The organism is Brevundimonas intermedia, from assembly GCF_004614235.1.
Classification (GTDB): domain Bacteria; phylum Pseudomonadota; class Alphaproteobacteria; order Caulobacterales; family Caulobacteraceae; genus Brevundimonas; species Brevundimonas intermedia_A.
In genome coordinates, this window is sequence record NZ_SPVH01000002.1 from 604,158 (window position 1) to 621,100 (window position 16,943).

17 protein-coding genes are annotated in these 16,943 nt (G+C 67.5%); 6 read left to right on the forward strand and 11 right to left on the reverse strand.

Annotated features, from left to right (window positions below; all coding sequences use genetic code 11):
• Positions 1–3 precede the first annotated feature (3 nt).
• Complete coding sequence (gluQRS, locus tag EGY25_RS04805; protein ID WP_135193902.1) at positions 4–864, forward strand: tRNA glutamyl-Q(34) synthetase GluQRS; 861 nt, start codon at positions 4–6, stop codon at positions 862–864.
• On the opposite strand, the gene EGY25_RS04810 is transcribed toward gluQRS, so the two are convergent.
• From EGY25_RS04810 to EGY25_RS04820, 3 genes are all read right to left on the reverse strand, one after another.
• A complete protein-coding gene (locus tag EGY25_RS04810; protein WP_135193903.1) occupies positions 848–1,657 on the reverse strand; it encodes a TIGR02186 family protein in 810 nt (269 codons plus the stop codon). The genes gluQRS and EGY25_RS04810 overlap by 17 nt on opposite strands.
• Complete coding sequence (locus EGY25_RS04815) at positions 1,657–2,580, reverse strand: sulfite exporter TauE/SafE family protein (RefSeq protein WP_135193904.1); 924 nt, start codon at positions 2,578–2,580, stop codon at positions 1,657–1,659. The genes EGY25_RS04810 and EGY25_RS04815 overlap by 1 nt, the downstream gene beginning before the upstream one ends.
• Before the next feature lie 99 nt (positions 2,581–2,679).
• Positions 2,680–5,529, reverse strand: a complete 2,850-nt coding sequence (locus EGY25_RS04820) for a hypothetical protein (protein ID WP_245159343.1) — start codon at positions 5,527–5,529, stop codon at positions 2,680–2,682.
• Positions 5,530–5,745: 216 nt separating this feature from the next.
• On the opposite strand from EGY25_RS04820, the gene EGY25_RS04825 reads away from it, so the two are divergent.
• The 3 genes from EGY25_RS04825 (at position 5,746) to EGY25_RS04835 (ending at position 7,514) form a co-directional block, all read left to right on the forward strand.
• Positions 5,746–5,964: a hypothetical protein gene (locus tag EGY25_RS04825; protein WP_135193905.1), complete on the forward strand. Its 219-nt coding sequence runs from the start codon at positions 5,746–5,748 to the stop codon at positions 5,962–5,964.
• A gap of 60 nt (positions 5,965–6,024) precedes the next feature.
• A complete protein-coding gene (locus EGY25_RS04830; protein ID WP_135193906.1) occupies positions 6,025–6,522 on the forward strand; it encodes a pyridoxamine 5'-phosphate oxidase family protein in 498 nt (165 codons plus the stop codon).
• 200 nt (positions 6,523–6,722) lie between these two features.
• The gene (locus tag EGY25_RS04835) at positions 6,723–7,514 is read left to right on the forward strand and encodes a hypothetical protein (protein WP_135193907.1); all 792 of its coding nucleotides are present in this window, start codon (positions 6,723–6,725) and stop codon (positions 7,512–7,514) included.
• Between the two features lie 7 nt (positions 7,515–7,521).
• Here EGY25_RS04835 and argF read toward each other — a convergent pair whose 3' ends face one another.
• From argF to EGY25_RS04860, 5 genes are all read right to left on the reverse strand, one after another.
• Positions 7,522–8,436, reverse strand: a complete 915-nt coding sequence (gene argF, locus EGY25_RS04840; protein WP_135193908.1) for an ornithine carbamoyltransferase — start codon at positions 8,434–8,436, stop codon at positions 7,522–7,524.
• Between the two features lie 152 nt (positions 8,437–8,588).
• Positions 8,589–9,782: an aspartate aminotransferase family protein gene (locus EGY25_RS04845; RefSeq protein ID WP_280643907.1), complete on the reverse strand. Its 1,194-nt coding sequence runs from the start codon at positions 9,780–9,782 to the stop codon at positions 8,589–8,591.
• 90 nt (positions 9,783–9,872) lie between these two features.
• Positions 9,873–10,394, reverse strand: coding sequence for a YcxB family protein (locus EGY25_RS04850; RefSeq protein WP_135193909.1), 522 nt, complete (start codon positions 10,392–10,394; stop codon positions 9,873–9,875).
• On the reverse strand, positions 10,394–11,386 hold the full coding sequence (locus tag EGY25_RS04855; protein WP_135193910.1) for a M28 family metallopeptidase: 993 nt from the start codon (positions 11,384–11,386) through the stop codon (positions 10,394–10,396). Before EGY25_RS04855 ends, EGY25_RS04850 begins: the two co-directional genes overlap by 1 nt.
• 40 nt (positions 11,387–11,426) lie before the next feature.
• The gene (locus EGY25_RS04860; RefSeq protein WP_135193911.1) at positions 11,427–12,257 is read right to left on the reverse strand and encodes an ABC transporter permease; all 831 of its coding nucleotides are present in this window, start codon (positions 12,255–12,257) and stop codon (positions 11,427–11,429) included.
• 339 nt (positions 12,258–12,596) lie between these two features.
• On the opposite strand from EGY25_RS04860, the gene gcrA reads away from it, so the two are divergent.
• The gene (gene gcrA, locus EGY25_RS04865; RefSeq protein WP_135193912.1) at positions 12,597–13,130 is read left to right on the forward strand and encodes a cell cycle sigma 70 cofactor GcrA; all 534 of its coding nucleotides are present in this window, start codon (positions 12,597–12,599) and stop codon (positions 13,128–13,130) included.
• A gap of 415 nt (positions 13,131–13,545) precedes the next feature.
• Here the strand turns inward: gcrA and apaG are convergent, their stop codons facing one another.
• Entirely contained in the window at positions 13,546–13,953 is a 408-nt protein-coding gene (gene apaG, locus EGY25_RS04870; protein ID WP_135193913.1) for a Co2+/Mg2+ efflux protein ApaG, read from the reverse strand.
• Positions 13,954–14,034: 81 nt separating this feature from the next.
• Between apaG and EGY25_RS04875 the strand changes: the two genes are divergently transcribed.
• Positions 14,035–15,060, forward strand: a complete 1,026-nt coding sequence (locus EGY25_RS04875; protein WP_135193914.1) for a 2'-deoxycytidine 5'-triphosphate deaminase — start codon at positions 14,035–14,037, stop codon at positions 15,058–15,060.
• Between the two features lie 80 nt (positions 15,061–15,140).
• On the opposite strand, the gene EGY25_RS04880 is transcribed toward EGY25_RS04875, so the two are convergent.
• Together EGY25_RS04880 and EGY25_RS04885 are read right to left on the reverse strand one after the other, a co-directional pair.
• On the reverse strand, positions 15,141–16,433 hold the full coding sequence (locus EGY25_RS04880) for an MFS transporter (protein ID WP_245159344.1): 1,293 nt from the start codon (positions 16,431–16,433) through the stop codon (positions 15,141–15,143).
• A complete protein-coding gene (locus tag EGY25_RS04885; RefSeq protein ID WP_135193915.1) occupies positions 16,430–16,906 on the reverse strand; it encodes a cupin domain-containing protein in 477 nt (158 codons plus the stop codon). Before EGY25_RS04885 ends, EGY25_RS04880 begins: the two co-directional genes overlap by 4 nt.
• Between the last annotated feature and the right edge of the window lie 37 nt (positions 16,907–16,943).

Here is a 16,943-nt window from a genome sequence, read left to right on the forward strand (position 1 = left end):
GCCGTGTTCACGACCCGCTTCGCCCCCTCGCCCACCGGCCGCCTGCACAAAGGCCATGCGTTCTCGGCCCTGACCGCCTGGTCGGCGGCGAAGGCGGCGGGCGGGCGGTTCGTGCTGCGGATCGAGGATATCGATCCTACGCGGTGCCGGACGGAGTATGAGGCAGGCATTCTGGAGGATCTGGCCTGGCTGGGTCTGGACTGGGAGACGCCGGTGCGGCGCCAGTCCGATCATCTCCACGACTATGCCGCCGTGATCGACGGCCTCAGAGAGCGCGGGCTGCTCTATCGGTGCTTCCGCACGCGCAAGGAAATCCTGAACGGCATCGGCGATGCGCCGCACGGGGCCATGGAATCGGTGCGGCCCGGCCCGCATCCCGCGCAGGAAGAGGCGCGACTGCTGGCTTCGGGGGCGCCCTTCGCCTGGCGGCTGTCGCTGGATCGGGCTCGCGAGTCGCTGGGCGAGACGGTCTGGACCGGCCTGAGTTTCGTCGAGGAGGGCGAAGGTCCGAACGGCGAAACCGGCCTCGTCGCCGTCGATCCCGAGGCGGCGGGCGACGTGGTGCTGGCGCGCAAGGATACGGGCGTGGCCTATCATCTGGCGGTCACGCACGACGACGCGTTTCAGGGCGTGACCCATGTAGTCCGGGGGCAGGATCTGTTCGAGGCGACCCATGTGCAGCGGCTGATCCAGACGCTGATGGGCTGGCCGGCGCCGACCTATCGCCATCACCGGCTGCTGGCGGGCCCGGATGGGCGACGCTACGCCAAGCGGGATCGTTCGGTCGCCCTGGCCGAACTGCGGGCGGGCGGATTGACGCCGCAAGCCCTGCGCGCCGAACTGGGCTTCAACTCCGGCGACTGAAGATGCGCGAGGCGCCGTAGCCGGTCAGGGCGGCCAGCACGACGCACAGCACGCCGTACAGCCAGGGCCGACGGTGGGCGAACTCGTAGATGTCGCGTTCCAGCCCGACTTTCTCGACCGTCAACGTCAGGTTGGACACCGATTGCGGCTCGCCGTTCTGGAACAGCCAGACCTCGGCATAGTATTTGCCGGTCGGCGCGACGGTCGGTAGCTCGACCTCGGCGCGGAACAGGCCCCGGTCGACGAACTCGACGCCTCGAGAATCGGTATCGTAGAGGGCGGCGGCCTCCTTCAGACGGATCACGGCGCGGCGCCAGTCCAGATAGTCGTCGCCCAGCCGGCTGACGACCACGTCGCGCACGCCGTAACGGGTGACGGTGCGGCTTTCCTCCGGCGCATCGATGCGCAGGTGATCGACCCCGACGCCCAGGCGACGCAACTGTCCGAAGTCGGCGATGTCGCTGAGCGGACGGGTCGAGGCGGTCATGTAGAAACCGGGCGCGCCCTCGAACAGCACAGGCCGGCTGTTCAGCCAGACGCCCGAGGTGCGCGTCTTCTTGACCAGGCGGATCGGCGCGTCGGGTCCTCGCACGACCACGACGACATCGGCCGGTTCGTCCGTGGGATTAAACACCGCGCCATAGAGGACGATGGACGCACCCGTGAAACTGGAATCGACCCGGACCTGGGCGTCGGTCAGGGCGGCGGCGACGCGCAGTTCGCCCGTCGTCGCCTCCGACCGATCCGGAGCCGGCGCTGTGATCGCTGGCGGTGGAGGGGGAAGCGCCTGCATCAGTCCGCGATCCCCGGCGCGATCATGAAGATGTCGTTGGGGCGCACGAACAGGTCCAGCCCCATTTGGATGCCGACCAGCAGTACAATCAGCCCCAGCGCCGCGCGCAGCTCCTCGGCGCGGAAACGACCGGCGAACCGGGCGCCGACCTGGGCGCCGACCACGCCGCCCAGCAGCAGGATGGTGGACAGGACGATGTCGACCGTCTGGTTGCGGCCGGCCTGAAGGATGGTGGTGATCGCAGTCGTGATGATGATCTGGAACAGGCTGGTCCCCACCACCGCGCCTGCCCGCATCCGCAGGATATACAGCATGGCCGGCACCAGGATGAAGCCGCCGCCCACCCCCATGATGGCCGACAGCACGCCCGCGAAGACGCCCAGGCCGAACGGCGGCAAGGCGCTGATGTACAGACCCGACTTGGGGAATTTCATCTTCAGCGGCAGGCCGTACAGCCACATTGGCCGCCGACGCTGCTTGTGCGGCGCGGGCAGGCCCCGACGACGCCGCAGGATCTCGGTCAGGCTCTCGTTCAGCATCAGCACGCCGATGGCGCCCAGGAAGACGAGATAGGAGACGGCGACGACCAGGTCGGCCTGGCCCAGCAGGCGCAGGTATCGAAACAGCTCGACGCCCGCCAGGGCGCCGACCGCGCCGCCGGCCGCCATGACCGAGCCCATCTTGAAATCGACCGCGCCTGCGCCGGCATAGCGGATGACGCCGGAGGTCGAGGAGGCGACGACGTGGCTGGCCTGGCTGGCGACGGCGACGGTCGGGGGAATGCCCAGGAAGACCAGGATCGGGGCCATCAGGAAGCCGCCGCCGATGCCGAACAGGCCGGACACGAACCCGACCACCGCCCCCAGGATCACCAGGGTCGGCCAGTTCACCGAAACCTCGGCGATCGGCAGATAGATGTCCAAAGGACGCGCCTTCGGCTGGAGCGGTTAATGGATCGCCGTCAGGCGGCAGCGGGGGTCGTCAACGACCGGGCGACCGATAGCCGCCCGACGCGTGTGAATCTAGCCCGTCGCCTGCGACGCGGGTTGCGACTGGGCCACGAAGGCGTCTGCGGCGGTGCGGGCGGCGCGCTGGGCCGTGGCGCTGGCTGTCGGACGCAGGCGCGTCACGGCGGCCTGGGCCTCGGAGTCCCCACCGCGCGCGGCGATCATGTACCACTTCAGGGCTTCGGTCGGATTCTTGGCCACGCCGTCGGCGCCGGTCTCATAGATGCGGGCGACATTGTACTGACTGTCCGGCAGACCGCGCTCGGCGGCGTTGAGCAGCCAGGTCAGGGCTTCGGCCTGATTGGTCGCGCCGCCGTCGCCCTCATAGAGCTGCATCCCGTAGAGATGCATCCCGCGCGGATCGCCGCCCTCGGCCGCGCGTCGGCCCCACTGACGGCTCAGCGCCGGGTCGGCGGGCACGCCGTTGGCGCCGTCCAGATAGAGCTGACCCAGATAGGTCTGGGCCGGGGCGTAGCCCAGGTTGGCGGCGCGCTTCATGGCGTCCAGACCGGAGTTGTCGCCGGCCTCCAGCTTGCCGATGGCGGCTTCGTAATCCGCCGCGCCGGGACCGGCGAGGTCGAAGGTCGGGCGCACGCCCGTCGGCGTCACCGCCGAGGCGGCCAGAGGCATGGCGGGGCCAGCGGCAGGGGCGCCGCCGAAGTTCGGCAGGTCGAAGTCCGGCGCGCCTCCGTCGGTCAGGGACAGATAGCCATAGACGCCGCCGGTCAGGGCGACCGCCGTGACCGAAGCCAGGAAGGTCTTTTTGGCGGTCGAACCGTTCTTTGCCGCCTGCCTGTCCAGCCGCTCCTGCAGCTTGGACTTGCCGCCCCGCTTGAGGCCGAAGCCCGAACGCGGCGCCGGTTCCGGCTCGGGCGGCGCGGTGATGGCGGCGCGGGCGGCGTCGATGGTGCTGCGGGTCGCCGAGGCGCGACCGGCGGCGGCCGCAGCGCCCATCGTCGCGCGAAGCTGGCGCGGATCGACGAACTCGGTCTCGCCGCCGAAATCGTCGTCGTCGGCGTCCAGAACAGGCGCGGCGCGCTTTTCAGCCGCGGCGGTCGAGAAGCCGGGCGAGGTCGCTTCCAGCGCGTCCTCGACATCGGCCCCGCCGAACCCGCTGAAGGGCTGGATGATGGGTTCGACGCCGTCGGGATCGACCTGGCGCGACGGCGTCTCGTCCGCCTCGGCGGCGACTGTCTCGGGTTCGGGCTCGGCGAAGGCGGTCGCGGGGAAGGGCGAGGCGGCGGCGACTTCGGGCGTGACCGGATCGCTGGACCAGGCATCCTGGTCGGTGAAGGTCTCGTCGGGGAAGGCGGCGGCGCGCCAGTCGCCATCGACCGAGGCGGACTGGATCGGCGCCGGCGCGGCGCGTTCAGCCACGGCGCGCGCCGGAGCCCAGGACGGTTCGTTGTCCAGCGGCTTGTCGCGGATGGCCGATGGCGTTCGGGTCTCGATGCTCTCGCGCGCCTCGGCCAGCAGGCGGGCGGTGCGCTCCTCGCTCATCCGCATCCGCTCGGCCAGTTCGCCGGAGGCGCGGTCGTAGCGTTGCTCGATCTTGTCCGAGCTTTCCGACAGGCGACGGCCGATGTCTTCCAGCGCCTGCTGCGAGCGACGCTCCGACTGGGCGATGCGGTCGCTCAGCTGGTCCGAGATGCGGGCGATCTCGCCGCCCAGCTTTTCCAGCGCGATGGCGTGACGGTCGTCGCTGGCGGTCAGGCGTTGATCGACGCGATCGACGTGACGCGCGAACTCCTGATCCAGGCGACCGGCGCGACGCGCGACCTCGGTCTCGATGGTCTGGCCGACGGCATCGGTCACGGCGCGGGCGACCGCGTCGGTGCGGCCGTCGCTATCGGTTTCGACCTTCTGGACGCGGGCGTTCAGGTTGCGGGCGATGCGCAGGACTTCGCGACCCATGGCCTCCAGGCCCACAGCGCCCTTTTGCTCGGATGTCTTGATCTGCTCGCCGACGGCCTGGACCGCGCGTTCGATGCGGTCGATGCGCGCGCCGGTTTCGGCGGCGTCGAGACGCTGCATCATTTCGGCGCGATTGTTCTCGATCTGGCGCGACAGGCTTTCGGCCAGTTTCTCGAAGCGCGCGAGATCGCGCGCGCTTTCCGGCTCGACCCGGCTCTCGGCCGAGCGCATCCGCTGATCCAGCTCGGCGAACGAGCGTTCCAGCGTCTTCAGCGCTTCGGTCGTGCGGTTCTGGGCTTCGTCCAGGCGCGCGCCGACCTGGGCCAGCATTTCCGTGCCGACGCCGGGGCCGGCGGCCTTTTCGACCGCCTCCATCCGCTCGCGCAGGTCGTTGACGCCCAGACGCTGGCGTTCCTCGATGTCGTAGAGACGGCCGGTCAGGGCGCCCAGCGAGGCCTCGACCTTGCCGAACGCTTCTTGAGTGAGCGGGCCGGTGTCGCGTTCGAAGGCGCGCAGGCGGCGGTGGCCCTCGCGCAGTTCCTCGGCGATGTCGTCGATGCGGCGCGCGGCGCCCTGGGCCTCGGCTTCCTGGCCGTCGAGCCGGCGCATCAGGCCGGAAACCGCCTGGTCCACGCCCTGAATGGCGACGGTCGAGCGACGTTCGGCGGCTTCCAGCCGCGCGGCGATCACATCGATGGAGGCGCTGATCCGATGCCCGTTGTCCTCGGCGACATCATAGGCGTCGTCGAGACGGCGGCTGCGGTTGCGGCGTTCGTATTCGGACGCTTGGGAGCGACGCGGCAGGGTGGCGTAGCCCTCCTCCTCGTCCTCCATGATCATGGAGTTGAGCCATTCGCCCAGCGTCATGCCGGAACGACGCGCAAGGTCCTTTGCGACCTCACGGGCCTTGGGATCGATTCCCTTAACGCTCCAAGGCGCTGCAGCGCTCACTGATTCGGCTCCCGACCCATACGACGCAGGCTATACCGTCAATATCGAGGGTGTAAACTGATGGTTAACCGCAATATCTAGCGGCGGTCTCCCAATCCTGTGGACACCCCTCCAGACGCCGGGATTAGTGAATCATCTCGGTTAACGCGGTGTGAAGATTAACCTCCCGGCAAGGGTTCGCTTGCCAAGCGGCGCGCGCTTCGCCACGTGCGGCGCATGAGCTTGACGACAACCCTCATTTTCCTGGCCCTTACCCTCGCCGTCATGGTCTTCACCGGCTGGCGCGGGGCGCGTCCGCCCGACCCGCTCAAGGGGCCGCGCATGATGCCCTGGCGGTTTCTGATGGTCGGGTCCGCAGCCATCGCCATGCTGCTGCTGATCCATCTGGCGACGCTATTCGGCGCCGAACGCGCACCATGGATTCCCGGAGCTTAGCTTTAGGAACCCGAACCCGGCCGGTCTGTTGATCCTGCAGCTCACTCAAGGAGATGCTGCATGACCGACAAGCTGACCGCCGCCGAGGCGGAAAAGGAATTCTGGAAAAGCCTGAAGGAGTCCAACACCGGGATGTTGGGCCTGGACAAGCCCGGCTATCACCATCAGCCCATGACCGGCTATGGCGAGGACGAGACCGGAACCATATGGTTCTTCACCCGCGACGACACCGACTTCGCCCGTGACGTGGCCGGCGGCGGGCAGGACGGCATGTTCTGCTACCAGGCCAAGGACGGCAAGGTTCAGGCCTGCATCCACGGCCGCCTCGCCATCGACCAGGATCGCACCCGGATCGACAAATACTGGAACCCCGTCGTCGCCGCCTGGTATCCGGACGGCAAGGACGACCCGCACCTGACCCTGGTCCGTTTCGACGCCAACGACGGCCGCGTCTGGGTGTCCGACAAGGGCGCGCTGGGCTTCGGCTACGAAGTCCTCAAGGCCAATCTGACCAAGTCGACGCCCGACGTCGGCGGCGTGTCGGACGTGAAGCTGTAACTAGGCCATGTCGCGTGCTCTCCAAGTGAAAAAGCCGCCTCACCTCACCTAATGACGCGCGCCAGACAGGGTCTGGCGCGCGTCATTATCTTTTACAAAAGATCGAGACCGACCGCTTTCCCAAAATGTTGGGAGGCGCGACCATAATTTAGCCCTCCAGGTTGCTTCGAATGCAACTTCGAACACCAGAGGGGAAATCAATGCTGGGACTTTTCGCCGCCGCCGCTATCGCGGCCTGTTCGCCGCCGTCAGGAACCTCAGCCCTGCTTGATCGAGCGGAGCGTATCATCGTGATCGGGGAGTTGCACGGCACGACGGAAGCGCCGCAGGCGGTGGGCGAGATCGCCTGCGCAGCGACCGAAAAGGGACCCGTCATCGTGGCGCTGGAGCTGGAAGACACGCTGCAGCCGACGCTGAACGCCTTCATCGCCGCTCCTGACGAGGCCAGCGCACTGGCGACACTGGAGGGGTCGTCCCTGCTGAACCGCGCTGTGCAGGATGGGCGAACAAGCCAAGCCTTGCTGGCTTTGCTGAACAGGGTGCGTGAGCTGAAGGCGGCGGGGCGCGACATCGGTCTGCACCTCTTTCAACCGAGCAGCTTGACGCGCGGCGAAGGCCTGGATCAGGCCTGGTACGAACTCAACATGGGCTATCTTCTGGGTCAGGCCCGACAGAAGCGCCCGGACGCGCGGATCATCGGACTGGCCGGCAATATCCACGCCCGAAAAACGGCCTTTGCGGACTACCCTGATCTGGGCGTTCCGGCCGCCGGACACCTGCCGAACCGCGAGACCTTGAGCCTGAAGATCGCGCAGCAGGGCGGGTTCGCCTGGAACTGTTCGCGCGACGAGTGCGGCGTCAATCCCTCCATCGAAAGGTACGACGCGGAGGCGCGCGGCGTAATCCTGGCCCCGTTGGATGACGGCGGATACGACGGCGTACTCGCCCTGGGACCCTGGACAGCCTCACCACCCATCGGCGGCGAGGACTAACGGACGGTCAGCCAGCGAAGCACCAGGCCAGGACGGCCTTCTGGGCGTGGATGCGGTTTTCGGCCTCGTCCCAGACCAGGGAGCGCGGTCCGTCGATGACGGCGTCGGTGACTTCCTCGCCGCGGTGGGCGGGCAGGCAGTGCAGGAAGACGGCGTCGGGATCGGCCAGGGCCATCAGGGCCTCGTCCACCGAATAGGATTCAAAGGCCGCCAGACGCGCCTCATAGTCCTGATCGCCCATCGAGACCCAAGTGTCGGTGACCACCACGTCGGCGCCTTTGACCGCCTCGCGCGGGTCGCTGGTCAGGGTGACGGCGTTCGCGCCCTTGGCCAGGTCGCGCAGGTCGGGATGATATTCCGCCGGGCAGGCGACGTTCAGGTGGAAGCCGAACTTGGGCGCCGCATGCATGAAGCTGTGGCAGACATTGTTGCCGTCGCCGATCCAGGCGATCGTCTTGCCGGCGATGGGGCCGGAATGTTCCTCGATGGTCTGAAGATCGGCCAGGATCTGGCACGGATGGCTGCGGTCGGTCAGGCCGTTGATCACAGGCACGGTCGAGACGCGGGCGAACCGTTCGACATCCTCGTGGTCGTTAGCGCGGATCATGACGGCGTCCACCATGCGCGACAGGACGCGGGCGGTGTCCTCCACCGGCTCGCCGCGCCCCAGCTGCATGTCGGCGGCGGTGGCGATGATCGACGATCCGCCCAGTTGGCGGATGGCGGCGTCGAAGCTGAAGCGGGTGCGGGTCGAGTTCTTCTCGAAGATCATGGCCAGGACGCGGTCCTCGCCCGGCGCATCGGCGTCGGGCCGCCCCTGGGTCCAGCCCTTGCGCGCGGCCTTGCGAGCGTGGGCGTCGTCCAGAATGGCGCGCAGTTCGGCCGCTTCGAGCCGGTGGATGTCGAGGAAGTGCCGGACCATTGAGCCGCCCTTCTCCCTCCCGCTCCGGGGAGGGTGGTCCCGCAGGGACCGGGTGGGGCCGGCCCTGAGAAACGGATTGAATTAGGTCGCCCCCACCCGGTCGGCGCTCGGCGCCGACCGCCCTCCCCCATCGGGGGAGGGAGAGATATCAATCACGCCGCCAGCTTTTCGCGGGCGACTTCGCAGGCGCCTTCGAACCGGGCGATGGCCTCGCGGGCTTCTTCCAGCGTCAGGTTGAGCGGCGGCAACAGGCGCACGCAGTTGTCGCCGCCGCCGGCGATCAGCAGCTGCTGCGTATCGCGCGCCAGGGCCATGAACTCGCGATTGTTCGGCACCAGCTTGATGCCGATCAACAGTCCCTTGCCGCGCACATCGGCGATCACGTCGGGGAACCGTTCCTGCAGGCCCACGAACTGCTGCTTCAGGTAGCCGGCGATCTCGTTGACGTTATTCAGGATTTCGGGGCTGTTGATCAGGCTCAGCGCCTTTTGACCGACAGCCATGGCCAGGGGGTTGCCGCCGAAGGTCGAGCCGTGGACGCCGACCGTCATGCCCGAGGCCGCCTTGGCCGAGGCCAGGCAGGCGCCGATGGGGAAGCCGCCGCCCAGGGCCTTGGCCACTGCCATGATGTCGGGCGCCATGCCGGCCCATTCGTGGGCCCACAGCTTGCCCGTCCGGCCCATGCCGCACTGGACCTCGTCGAAGATGATCAGGACGCCGTGTTCGTCGCACAGCTCGCGCAGCCCACGCAGGCACTGGTCCGGCATGGCGCGGCAACCACCCTCGCCCTGCACCGGCTCGACGATGATGGCGGCGGTCGTGGGGTTGGCGATGGCGGCCTTGATGGCGTCGTGGTCGCCCCACTTCAACTGGTGGAAGCCCTGCATCGGCGGGCCGAAGCCCTCGGTGTAGCTGGGGTTGGCGGCGGCGTTTATCGCCCCATAGGTGCGGCCGTGGAACGAGCCGTCGAAGCCGTAGATGTCAATCCGCTCGGGCGCGCCGTTGGCGGAGTGATATTTGCGCGCCGTCTTCAGCGCGCACTCGACCGCTTCCGTACCCGAGTTGGTGAAGAAGACTACGTCGGCGAAGCTCGACTCGCACAGGGCGTCGGCCAGGGCTTCCTGGCCTGGAATGCGGAAGATGTTGGAGACGTGCCACAGCTTCTCGGCCTGATCCTTGACCGCCTGGACCAGCTCGGGGTGGGCGTGGCCCAGGCCGTTGGTCGAGATGCCGGCGACGCAGTCGAGATATTCGGTCCCGTCGGTCGCCCACAGACGCGCGCCTCGGCCGCGTTCCACTTCCAGCGGCGCGCGATTGTAGACACCCATCAGATGTTCAGTGGACACGGACCAAGACCTCCAAAAGCGATACGGCCCCGCCGCGAGCGCGACGGAGCCGGATTGATACGGACAGGCGTTGTCGGATTAGTGACGGTGTTAGTCAACACCGGCGCCGAGGACGCCCCTGCGGTCGAGATCATCGACGAGGGTTCTCAGCGTTGAGGCTTGTTCCTCGGTCAGCAAGCGCTTTGACAGGACAGGACTCTGGGTCGGAAGCAGCAGGAATACAAATCGATCTTTCTCTTCCTGGACAGACTTGATCGCCTTCCAGTCCGTCCACACCGTTTGAAGCGCGCTTTCGAACCTGAGCCCACCCTCGGAAATCGTCCACCGCCAGTCCATGCTGCCCGCTGGTGCCATTCTGAGCGCCTTGGCGTTTCCCCAGACCGCCAGTCGATAGGACGCCCACCAGGCGACAGTCGTGCCGACGAAGAAGACGAACAACAGCCCAGGCGGATAGGCATCGCCATCCGGCCCCATCGCGACTAGGCCGAAGATCAGAAATCCAAGAAATCCCACATACAGCGGCAGCACGTTGAGCCAATGTATGGCGCCCCAGCCCGATGTGATCGGACGTAACTCACGCGCTGTGGGCCTGACCGCCTCAACGACTATCATCAATCTGCGCTGGGCGGCGGTGCGACAGGGGCGGTCTCGGCGGCGACGGCGGCGTCCTTGGCCTGGATCTCGACCAGACGCTTGTCCAGGGCCAGACCCAGGTCGGCGATGAACAGGCCGAAACGGGCCACGTCCACGCCCTTCAGATACGACAGCCTGTCCTCGGCCGAATGGATGCGCTGGAAGACGGGCGGCACGAAGCCTTCCTTCAGGCCATTGTTCTCACCGCCGTTGAAGGCCAGCCACATCTGGTGGGCGCCGACCGCGTCTTGGGTGCCCATCGACACCACCGGCACGCCCGCGGCCGAGAAGGCGCGGTCGTCGCTGGGCGGATAGACCGGATAGGGCATGCAGTCGAAGCCGCGCTCGGCGCACAGGCTGCGCAGCGTCTCCAGCACGAAGTCCGACTGGTCGCCGTTGTTCTCGCCATACATCACCGTCTGGCCATAGGCGGCGACGTCGGCGTTGATGACGGCGGAGATCCTGTCCTTGCCGTGCTTTTCGAGGAAGGCCTTGGCGCCCAGCAGGCCCAGCTCTTCCTGGTCGGTGAAGACGAAGACGAAACGGTGGGCGACCGGCTGGCCCTCCAGCCCCATCTCCAGCGTCTTGGCCGCCTCCATCATCGCCATGACCGAGCCGACATTGTCGACGATGCCCTGCGACAGGGTTCCGTCGCGCAGCTTCACCGCGTCATAGTGGGCAGTCAGGACGATGTCCTTGGCGCCCTCGCCGACCGTGACGACGACGTTCGCGCCTTCCATCGGGCCGGTGGCCTCGTTGCCGCCGGCGAAGACCTGGATCTCGGGCGTGAAGCCCAGCGTGGTCAGCATGCCGACCAGGACCTGGGTCCGTTCGGCGTTGGTGGGCTTGACGAACTGGGCGGCGCCGGCGCCGATGTCGGGGCGATCGCCGGCCTGGGGCGTCGCCTCCTGGGCAAACGCAGGGACGGCGGCGAACAGCGCCGTGGCGGCGACGAGCGAACGGAACAGCATGGCGGACCTCTCGGGGGAGCGATCCGCAAAAGGTAGCGATCTAGCTCTTAAGGCGCCACCCCGAGCGGAACACCAGCCAGCAGACGACGCCCATGACGACCATCAGCACGGCCGAACCGACGACCCCGATCATCAGATTGCTCTCGGCATGGCCGATGAAGCCATAGCGGAAGCCGTCAATCAGATAGAAGAAGGGATTGTAGCGGCTGAGCGAGCGGAACGGCTCGGGCAGGTTCTCGACCAGATAGAAGGTGCCCGACAGGAAGGTCATGGGCATGACGATGAAGTTCTGGACCGCAGACAGATGGTCGAACTTCTCGCTCCACAGCCCCGCCAGCACGCCGGTCATGCCCATGACGAAACAGGCGGCCAGGGCGAACCAGACGATGGCGAAGATATTGGCGATGCCCAGCGGCGCGAACGGCAGGACGCAGATCGCCGTCACCAGACCGACCGCCAGGCCCCGCGTCGCGGCGCCCAGGGTGAAGCCCAGCGTCAGCTCCAGCGGGCTGAGCGGCGGGGTCAGGAAGTCGGTGGCCGTGCCCATGATCTTGGCCTGGATCAGGCTGGACGAGGCGTTGGCGAAGGCGTTGTTCAGCATGGCCATCATGATCAGGCCGGGCGCGACGAACAACGCAAACGGCGTGCCGTGCAGCGGCGGCCGCGCGTTCTGAAGCGCCACCACGAACACCAGCATATAGAGCAGCGTCGTCACCACCGGCGCCGCCACCGTCTGGGCGCCCACCTTCCAGAAGCGCCGCACCTCGCGCAGATACAGCGTCTGCACCCCGATCCAGTTGACCCCCGGATAGCGACGCGGCTGCGGCAAACCGGCGGGGCGGGTGGAGATCAGGTCGGGGGTCTCGGTCATGGCCCGCCAGATGCGCTCGACGGCCGCGCTTCGCAAGGGCGGGCGGCGATGGCGAAGCGGGCTCTGAGTGAAAAGTGAGCGGGAAGTGAGCAAGGGGTGAGCGTGGCCTACCGGCGGCAGCCGCCGCCTTCGCTCACGCCTTGCTCACTCTGCTCACCCCTCCCTCACTTTCGGAGCTCGCCGGCTTAACCTTAACGATGATTCAATATCTGGTTTCTGTGGACGGTTGATTCGCACATCTTGCGTCTCTTAACGGCTGGTTTACGATTAGTTGTAGGTCAAGACCCCGGAGGGGGAGCCTGGACCTAGATATTGAATCCAAACTCGCTGGAGGGTGGCATGACCGCAGGCTGGACTGACGACCGCGTAGGCGCGCTGAAGAAGCTCTGGCTTGAGGGCCAGTCCGCGAGCCAGATCGCAAAACAACTGGGCGGCGGAGTCACCCGCAACGCCGTGATCGGCAAGGTGCACCGCCTGGGCCTGTCGGGCCGGGCCGCCCCGTCGCAGCCGGCGCGCACCGTCGCCGCGACCTTCCGCACCGCCCGTCCGCGCCCCGCGCCGGCCGCCCCGGCCCAGCCCTCGGCCCCGCGCCGTCTTGAGGCCGTCCAGCCCAAGCCGGTCCAGCCAGCCGCGCCCGTCCCCGCCCCGATCCCGGACCTGCCGGGCACCGCGACGGTGATGACCCTGGGCGCCCACATGTGCAAATGGCCGATCGGCGACCCGTCGTCGCGCGAGTTCAGCTTCTGCGGTCGCCGCTCCTCGGAAGGCGTCTATTGCGTCGAACACGCCCGCGTCGCCTACCAGCCGCAAGTTCGCCGCGGCTCCAAGGAAAGCGGTTCCGACCTGGCCCGCAGCCTACGTCGGTACATTTAAGGGCGCTATCGCGCTTCGCGCTACTTGAGCGCGGCGCTTCGCGCAGGAGCGCACGAATGCGCTCAAGCCGTGAGCGACCGCGTCGCGAACATAGCGCCACAAAGAGATGCTCCTTATGGAGCCGACTTCCCCCTCGCCGGTTCGCGCAAGCGGCCGGCGAGACTTCAGGGGCGGGGCTGCGGTTCATCCGGGTTGACGCAGCCCCATCCGCCTTCTCGATCCTCCCCAGCGCAGCGGGGGAGGGGGACCGCGCGAAGCGGGGTGGAGGGGGCGAAACCGGATTCGATCTTCAAAGTTCAACATCAGACTGCGCCAGACCGACGATCGGCGCCTGGCGTGGAGTCTGCGTTCGCCCCCTCCACCGCTTCGCGGTCCCCCTCCCCCGTTTCGCTACGCTTCTCGGAGGAGGATTTCGTCAGTTCAACACCCGCCGCGCATCCGGCGTATCCAGCGAAAACGCCGGAATCTCCGCCTCGAAACTGCAGCCCTCCGCATCCGTCATATAATAGGCGCCGACCATCGACCCGCTGTCGGTCGGCAGCGGGCAGCCCGAGGCGTAGGCGTAGCTGGCGCCCGGCTCGATCACCGGCTGTTCGCCCACCACGCCGGGGCCGCGCACCTCTTCGACATGACCGTGGCCGTCGGTGATGGTCCAGCGGCGCGCCATCAGCTGCACCGTCGATCCCGACAGGTTCACGATCTCGATCTGATAGGCCCAGACCCAGCGGCCTTCGTCGGGATCGGACTGGCCCGCCAGATAGTTGGGCCGGACCCGGATCAGGATGCCGTTCGATTCGGCGGTATAGGCAGGTCCGTCATGCATGGGCTATATGCTCGCCCCGCCGCGCGCGGGCTGCAAGCGCGACTTGGAGACAAGTCGTGAAAACCGTGTGAGACAGACGCCATGAGCTCCTTCCAAGCGCCCCGTCCCGGCATCCTGCCCGCCCAGTCCATCGAGACGCTGATCGCCACGGGCGCCATCACGTCGGACACAGAATTCGATCACGACCAGGTCCAACCGGCCAGCCTGGACCTGCGCCTGTCGGACCAAGCCTGGCGCGTCCGCGCCTCCTTCCTGCCCGGCAAGCGCAAGGTCGAGGCGCGGATCGCCGACGTCGAGATGCACGCCATCGAGATCACCCCCGCCGGCGTCGTTCTGGAAAAGGGCTGCGTCTATATCGTGCGGCTGCAGGAGCGGCTGAAACTGCCCAAGGGCCTGATCGCGCGAGCCAATCCGAAAAGCTCGACTGGCCGGGTCGATGTCTTCGTGCGGCTGTTGACCGATCAGGGCGCCCGTTTCGACGACGTGGCCGAAGGCTATGACGGCCCCCTCTATATGGAGGTCGCGCCCCAGACCTTCTCCATCCTGGTCCGTCCCGGCACCCGGCTGAACCAGCTGCGGCTGAAGGCCGGCGATCCGCCCAAGCTGGAGACGCGCTCGGTCGGCGTCGATCTGCAAGGCGGCGACATCGTCGGCTTCCGGGGGAGGCGCCATGCGGGGGTGGTCGATCTGGACCATATCGACGGCCACGACCCGCGCGACTTCTGGGAGCCGCTGACGCTGCGGCGCGGCGAACTGCTGCTGGATCCGGGCGAGTTCTACATCCTGGCCTCGTCCGACGATGTCGAGATTCCGGTCGATCAGGCCGCCGAAATGACCCCCATCGACCCGTCGGTGGGCGAGTTCCGCGTCCACTACGCCGGCTTCTTCGACCCCGGCTTCGGCACGGACGAGGCGCATGGCGCGGGATCCAAGGGCGTGCTGGAGGTCCGCACCCACGACACCCCCTTCCTGCTGGAACACGGCCAGATCGTCGCCCGCCTGGTCTACGAACCCCTGACCGAACGCCCCAGCCGCCTGTATGGCGAAAGCGGCAGCCACTATCAGAACCAGGGGCTGAAGCTGTCGAAGCATTTCAGGGTGTGGTGATTAAGGGAGTGGCGAGTGGTTAGTGGCGAGTGGCGAGCCCTCCCCGCCTCTCTCGTCACTCGTCACTCGTCACTCGTCACTCAGCTAAGCCTGTCCGCCTTCCTCAGCCCGGGGAACATCGCCGACCAGGCGCCCGTGGCCGCCAGAGCGCCGAAGCCGCCGAACACCGCCGCCCCGACCGCGCCCAGCAGCCGGACCATGACGCCCGAATAGGCCTCGCCCAGCTCGTTCGACGCGCCGATGAACAGCATGGACACCGACGACACCCGCCCGCGCATGTGATCGGGCGTGGCCAGCTGGATCAGTGTCTGGCGGATGTTGACGCTGATCATGTCCGCGCCGCCGCCGATCAGCAGGGCCAGGGCGCTGATCCAGACGATCTTGGAGAGGCCGAAGGTGATCGTACACAGGCCGAACACCGCCACCGCCGCGAACATCCAACGGCCGCCGTGCCGCACGATGGGATAACGGCTCAGATAGATGGCGACCGCCATCGCCCCCACCCCGAACGACGCCCGCAACAGGCCGAACCCTTGCGGCCCCACATGCAGGATGTCGCGCGCGAAGATCGGCGTCAGCAGGGCCACCCCCGCCAGCAGCACCACGACCAGATCCAGCGAAATGGCGCCCAGCACGATCTTGGTCTTGTAGACATAGGCCAGCCCCTCCTTGACGGATTCGATGGGCGACAGGGGATTGGCCTGGGGCGCGGGCTTGCCGCTGGTGCGGATCAGGATGAAGGCCGCGACCGCCAGCAAGAACATGCCCAGCGACACCGCATAGGCCAGCGGCACATTGACCCCCACGATCACTCCGCCCAGGGCCGGACCCGCGATGGCTCCCGTCTGAAACGCGATGGACTGGGCGGCGATGGCCGGCGGCAGAGCCTTGCGTCCCACCACCATCGGCAGGAAGGCCTGGCTGGCCGGCGCCAGAAACGCCCGCGCCGCGCCGAACAGGGCGGCGACCGCCAGCAGCCCCCACAGCGGCGGATTTCCATGCAGCGCCATCCCGAGGAAGGACGCCGCACAGGCCGCCTCGACCAGGATCGATATCCATACCGTGCGCTTGCGATCGCGCCGGTCGGCCATGGCCCCGGCCGGCAGGGTAAAGGCCAGAAGCGGCAGGAACTGACACAGGCCGACCAGCCCCAGATACAGGCTGGCCTCCTCGATCGGATGGTCGCGCCGCGCGATCTCATACACCTGCCACAACAGGGCCGAGGACTGGATCTGGATCGCCAGCACGGCGACCACCCGCCCGAACCACAGCAGGCGGAAATCGCGGATGCCCCACGGACTGGATGGACCCTCTGGAGGCGAAGGCGGAACGGGCGGGGCGGCGGGGCCGGTATCTATGGTTTCTGTGGTCACGTGCGTCTGGACTGTTTCGGATAGGGCGAGCCGTCGCGGTGGAAATAGCCATCGACGCCCGCGTGGAGCACCATGTCGATGTCGGGATAGTCGCAAGGGGTGACGGTCGGGCTGCGCGTCCCGACCTCAAGCAGGACCGCCTCGCGGCTGGATCGGTTCTCTATTCTGTGACCATTGGGCACGCCCGCCTTGAACCCGGCGCAGTCGCCGGCGCGCAGGACGGTCTCGCCGTCGTCCTCGATCAGCACCACCTCGCCCTCGACCACCATGACGAACTCGTCCTCGGACGCGTGCCAATGTCTCTGGCTGGACCAGGCGCCGTCGGGCAGGCGCAGCAGGTTGACGCCGAACTGGCTCAGCCCCGCCGCATCGCCCAGCTTCCAGCGGCGACGCGGCTTGCACGGGCCTGCGAACTCTTCGGGATAGGTCGTGCCGTCGCCTCTCGGCGCGCTGTCGATGTCGATCTTGGGCATGGGCCTTCTCGCCTTGGCGCGTTTTCCCTAAAGCATA

Excerpts from the sequence above, each read along its gene's own strand:
- EGY25_RS04810 (WP_135193903.1), bottom strand. The coding sequence starts at position 1,657 with ATGCAGGCGCTTCCCCCTCCACCGCCAGCGATCACAGCGCCGGCTCCG.
- EGY25_RS04825 (WP_135193905.1), top strand. The coding sequence starts at position 5,746 with ATGAGCTTGACGACAACCCTCATTTTCCTGGCCCTTACCCTCGCCGTC.
- EGY25_RS04830 (WP_135193906.1), top strand. The coding sequence starts at position 6,025 with ATGACCGACAAGCTGACCGCCGCCGAGGCGGAAAAGGAATTCTGGAAA.
- EGY25_RS04835 (WP_135193907.1), top strand. The coding sequence starts at position 6,723 with ATGCTGGGACTTTTCGCCGCCGCCGCTATCGCGGCCTGTTCGCCGCCG.
- argF (WP_135193908.1), bottom strand. The coding sequence starts at position 8,436 with ATGGTCCGGCACTTCCTCGACATCCACCGGCTCGAAGCGGCCGAACTG.
- EGY25_RS04850 (WP_135193909.1), bottom strand. The coding sequence starts at position 10,394 with ATGATAGTCGTTGAGGCGGTCAGGCCCACAGCGCGTGAGTTACGTCCG.
- EGY25_RS04855 (WP_135193910.1), bottom strand. The coding sequence starts at position 11,386 with ATGCTGTTCCGTTCGCTCGTCGCCGCCACGGCGCTGTTCGCCGCCGTC.
- EGY25_RS04860 (WP_135193911.1), bottom strand. The coding sequence starts at position 12,257 with ATGACCGAGACCCCCGACCTGATCTCCACCCGCCCCGCCGGTTTGCCG.
- gcrA (WP_135193912.1), top strand. The coding sequence starts at position 12,597 with ATGACCGCAGGCTGGACTGACGACCGCGTAGGCGCGCTGAAGAAGCTC.
- apaG (WP_135193913.1), bottom strand. The coding sequence starts at position 13,953 with ATGCATGACGGACCTGCCTATACCGCCGAATCGAACGGCATCCTGATC.
- EGY25_RS04875 (WP_135193914.1), top strand. The coding sequence starts at position 14,035 with ATGAGCTCCTTCCAAGCGCCCCGTCCCGGCATCCTGCCCGCCCAGTCC.
- EGY25_RS04885 (WP_135193915.1), bottom strand. The coding sequence starts at position 16,906 with ATGCCCAAGATCGACATCGACAGCGCGCCGAGAGGCGACGGCACGACC.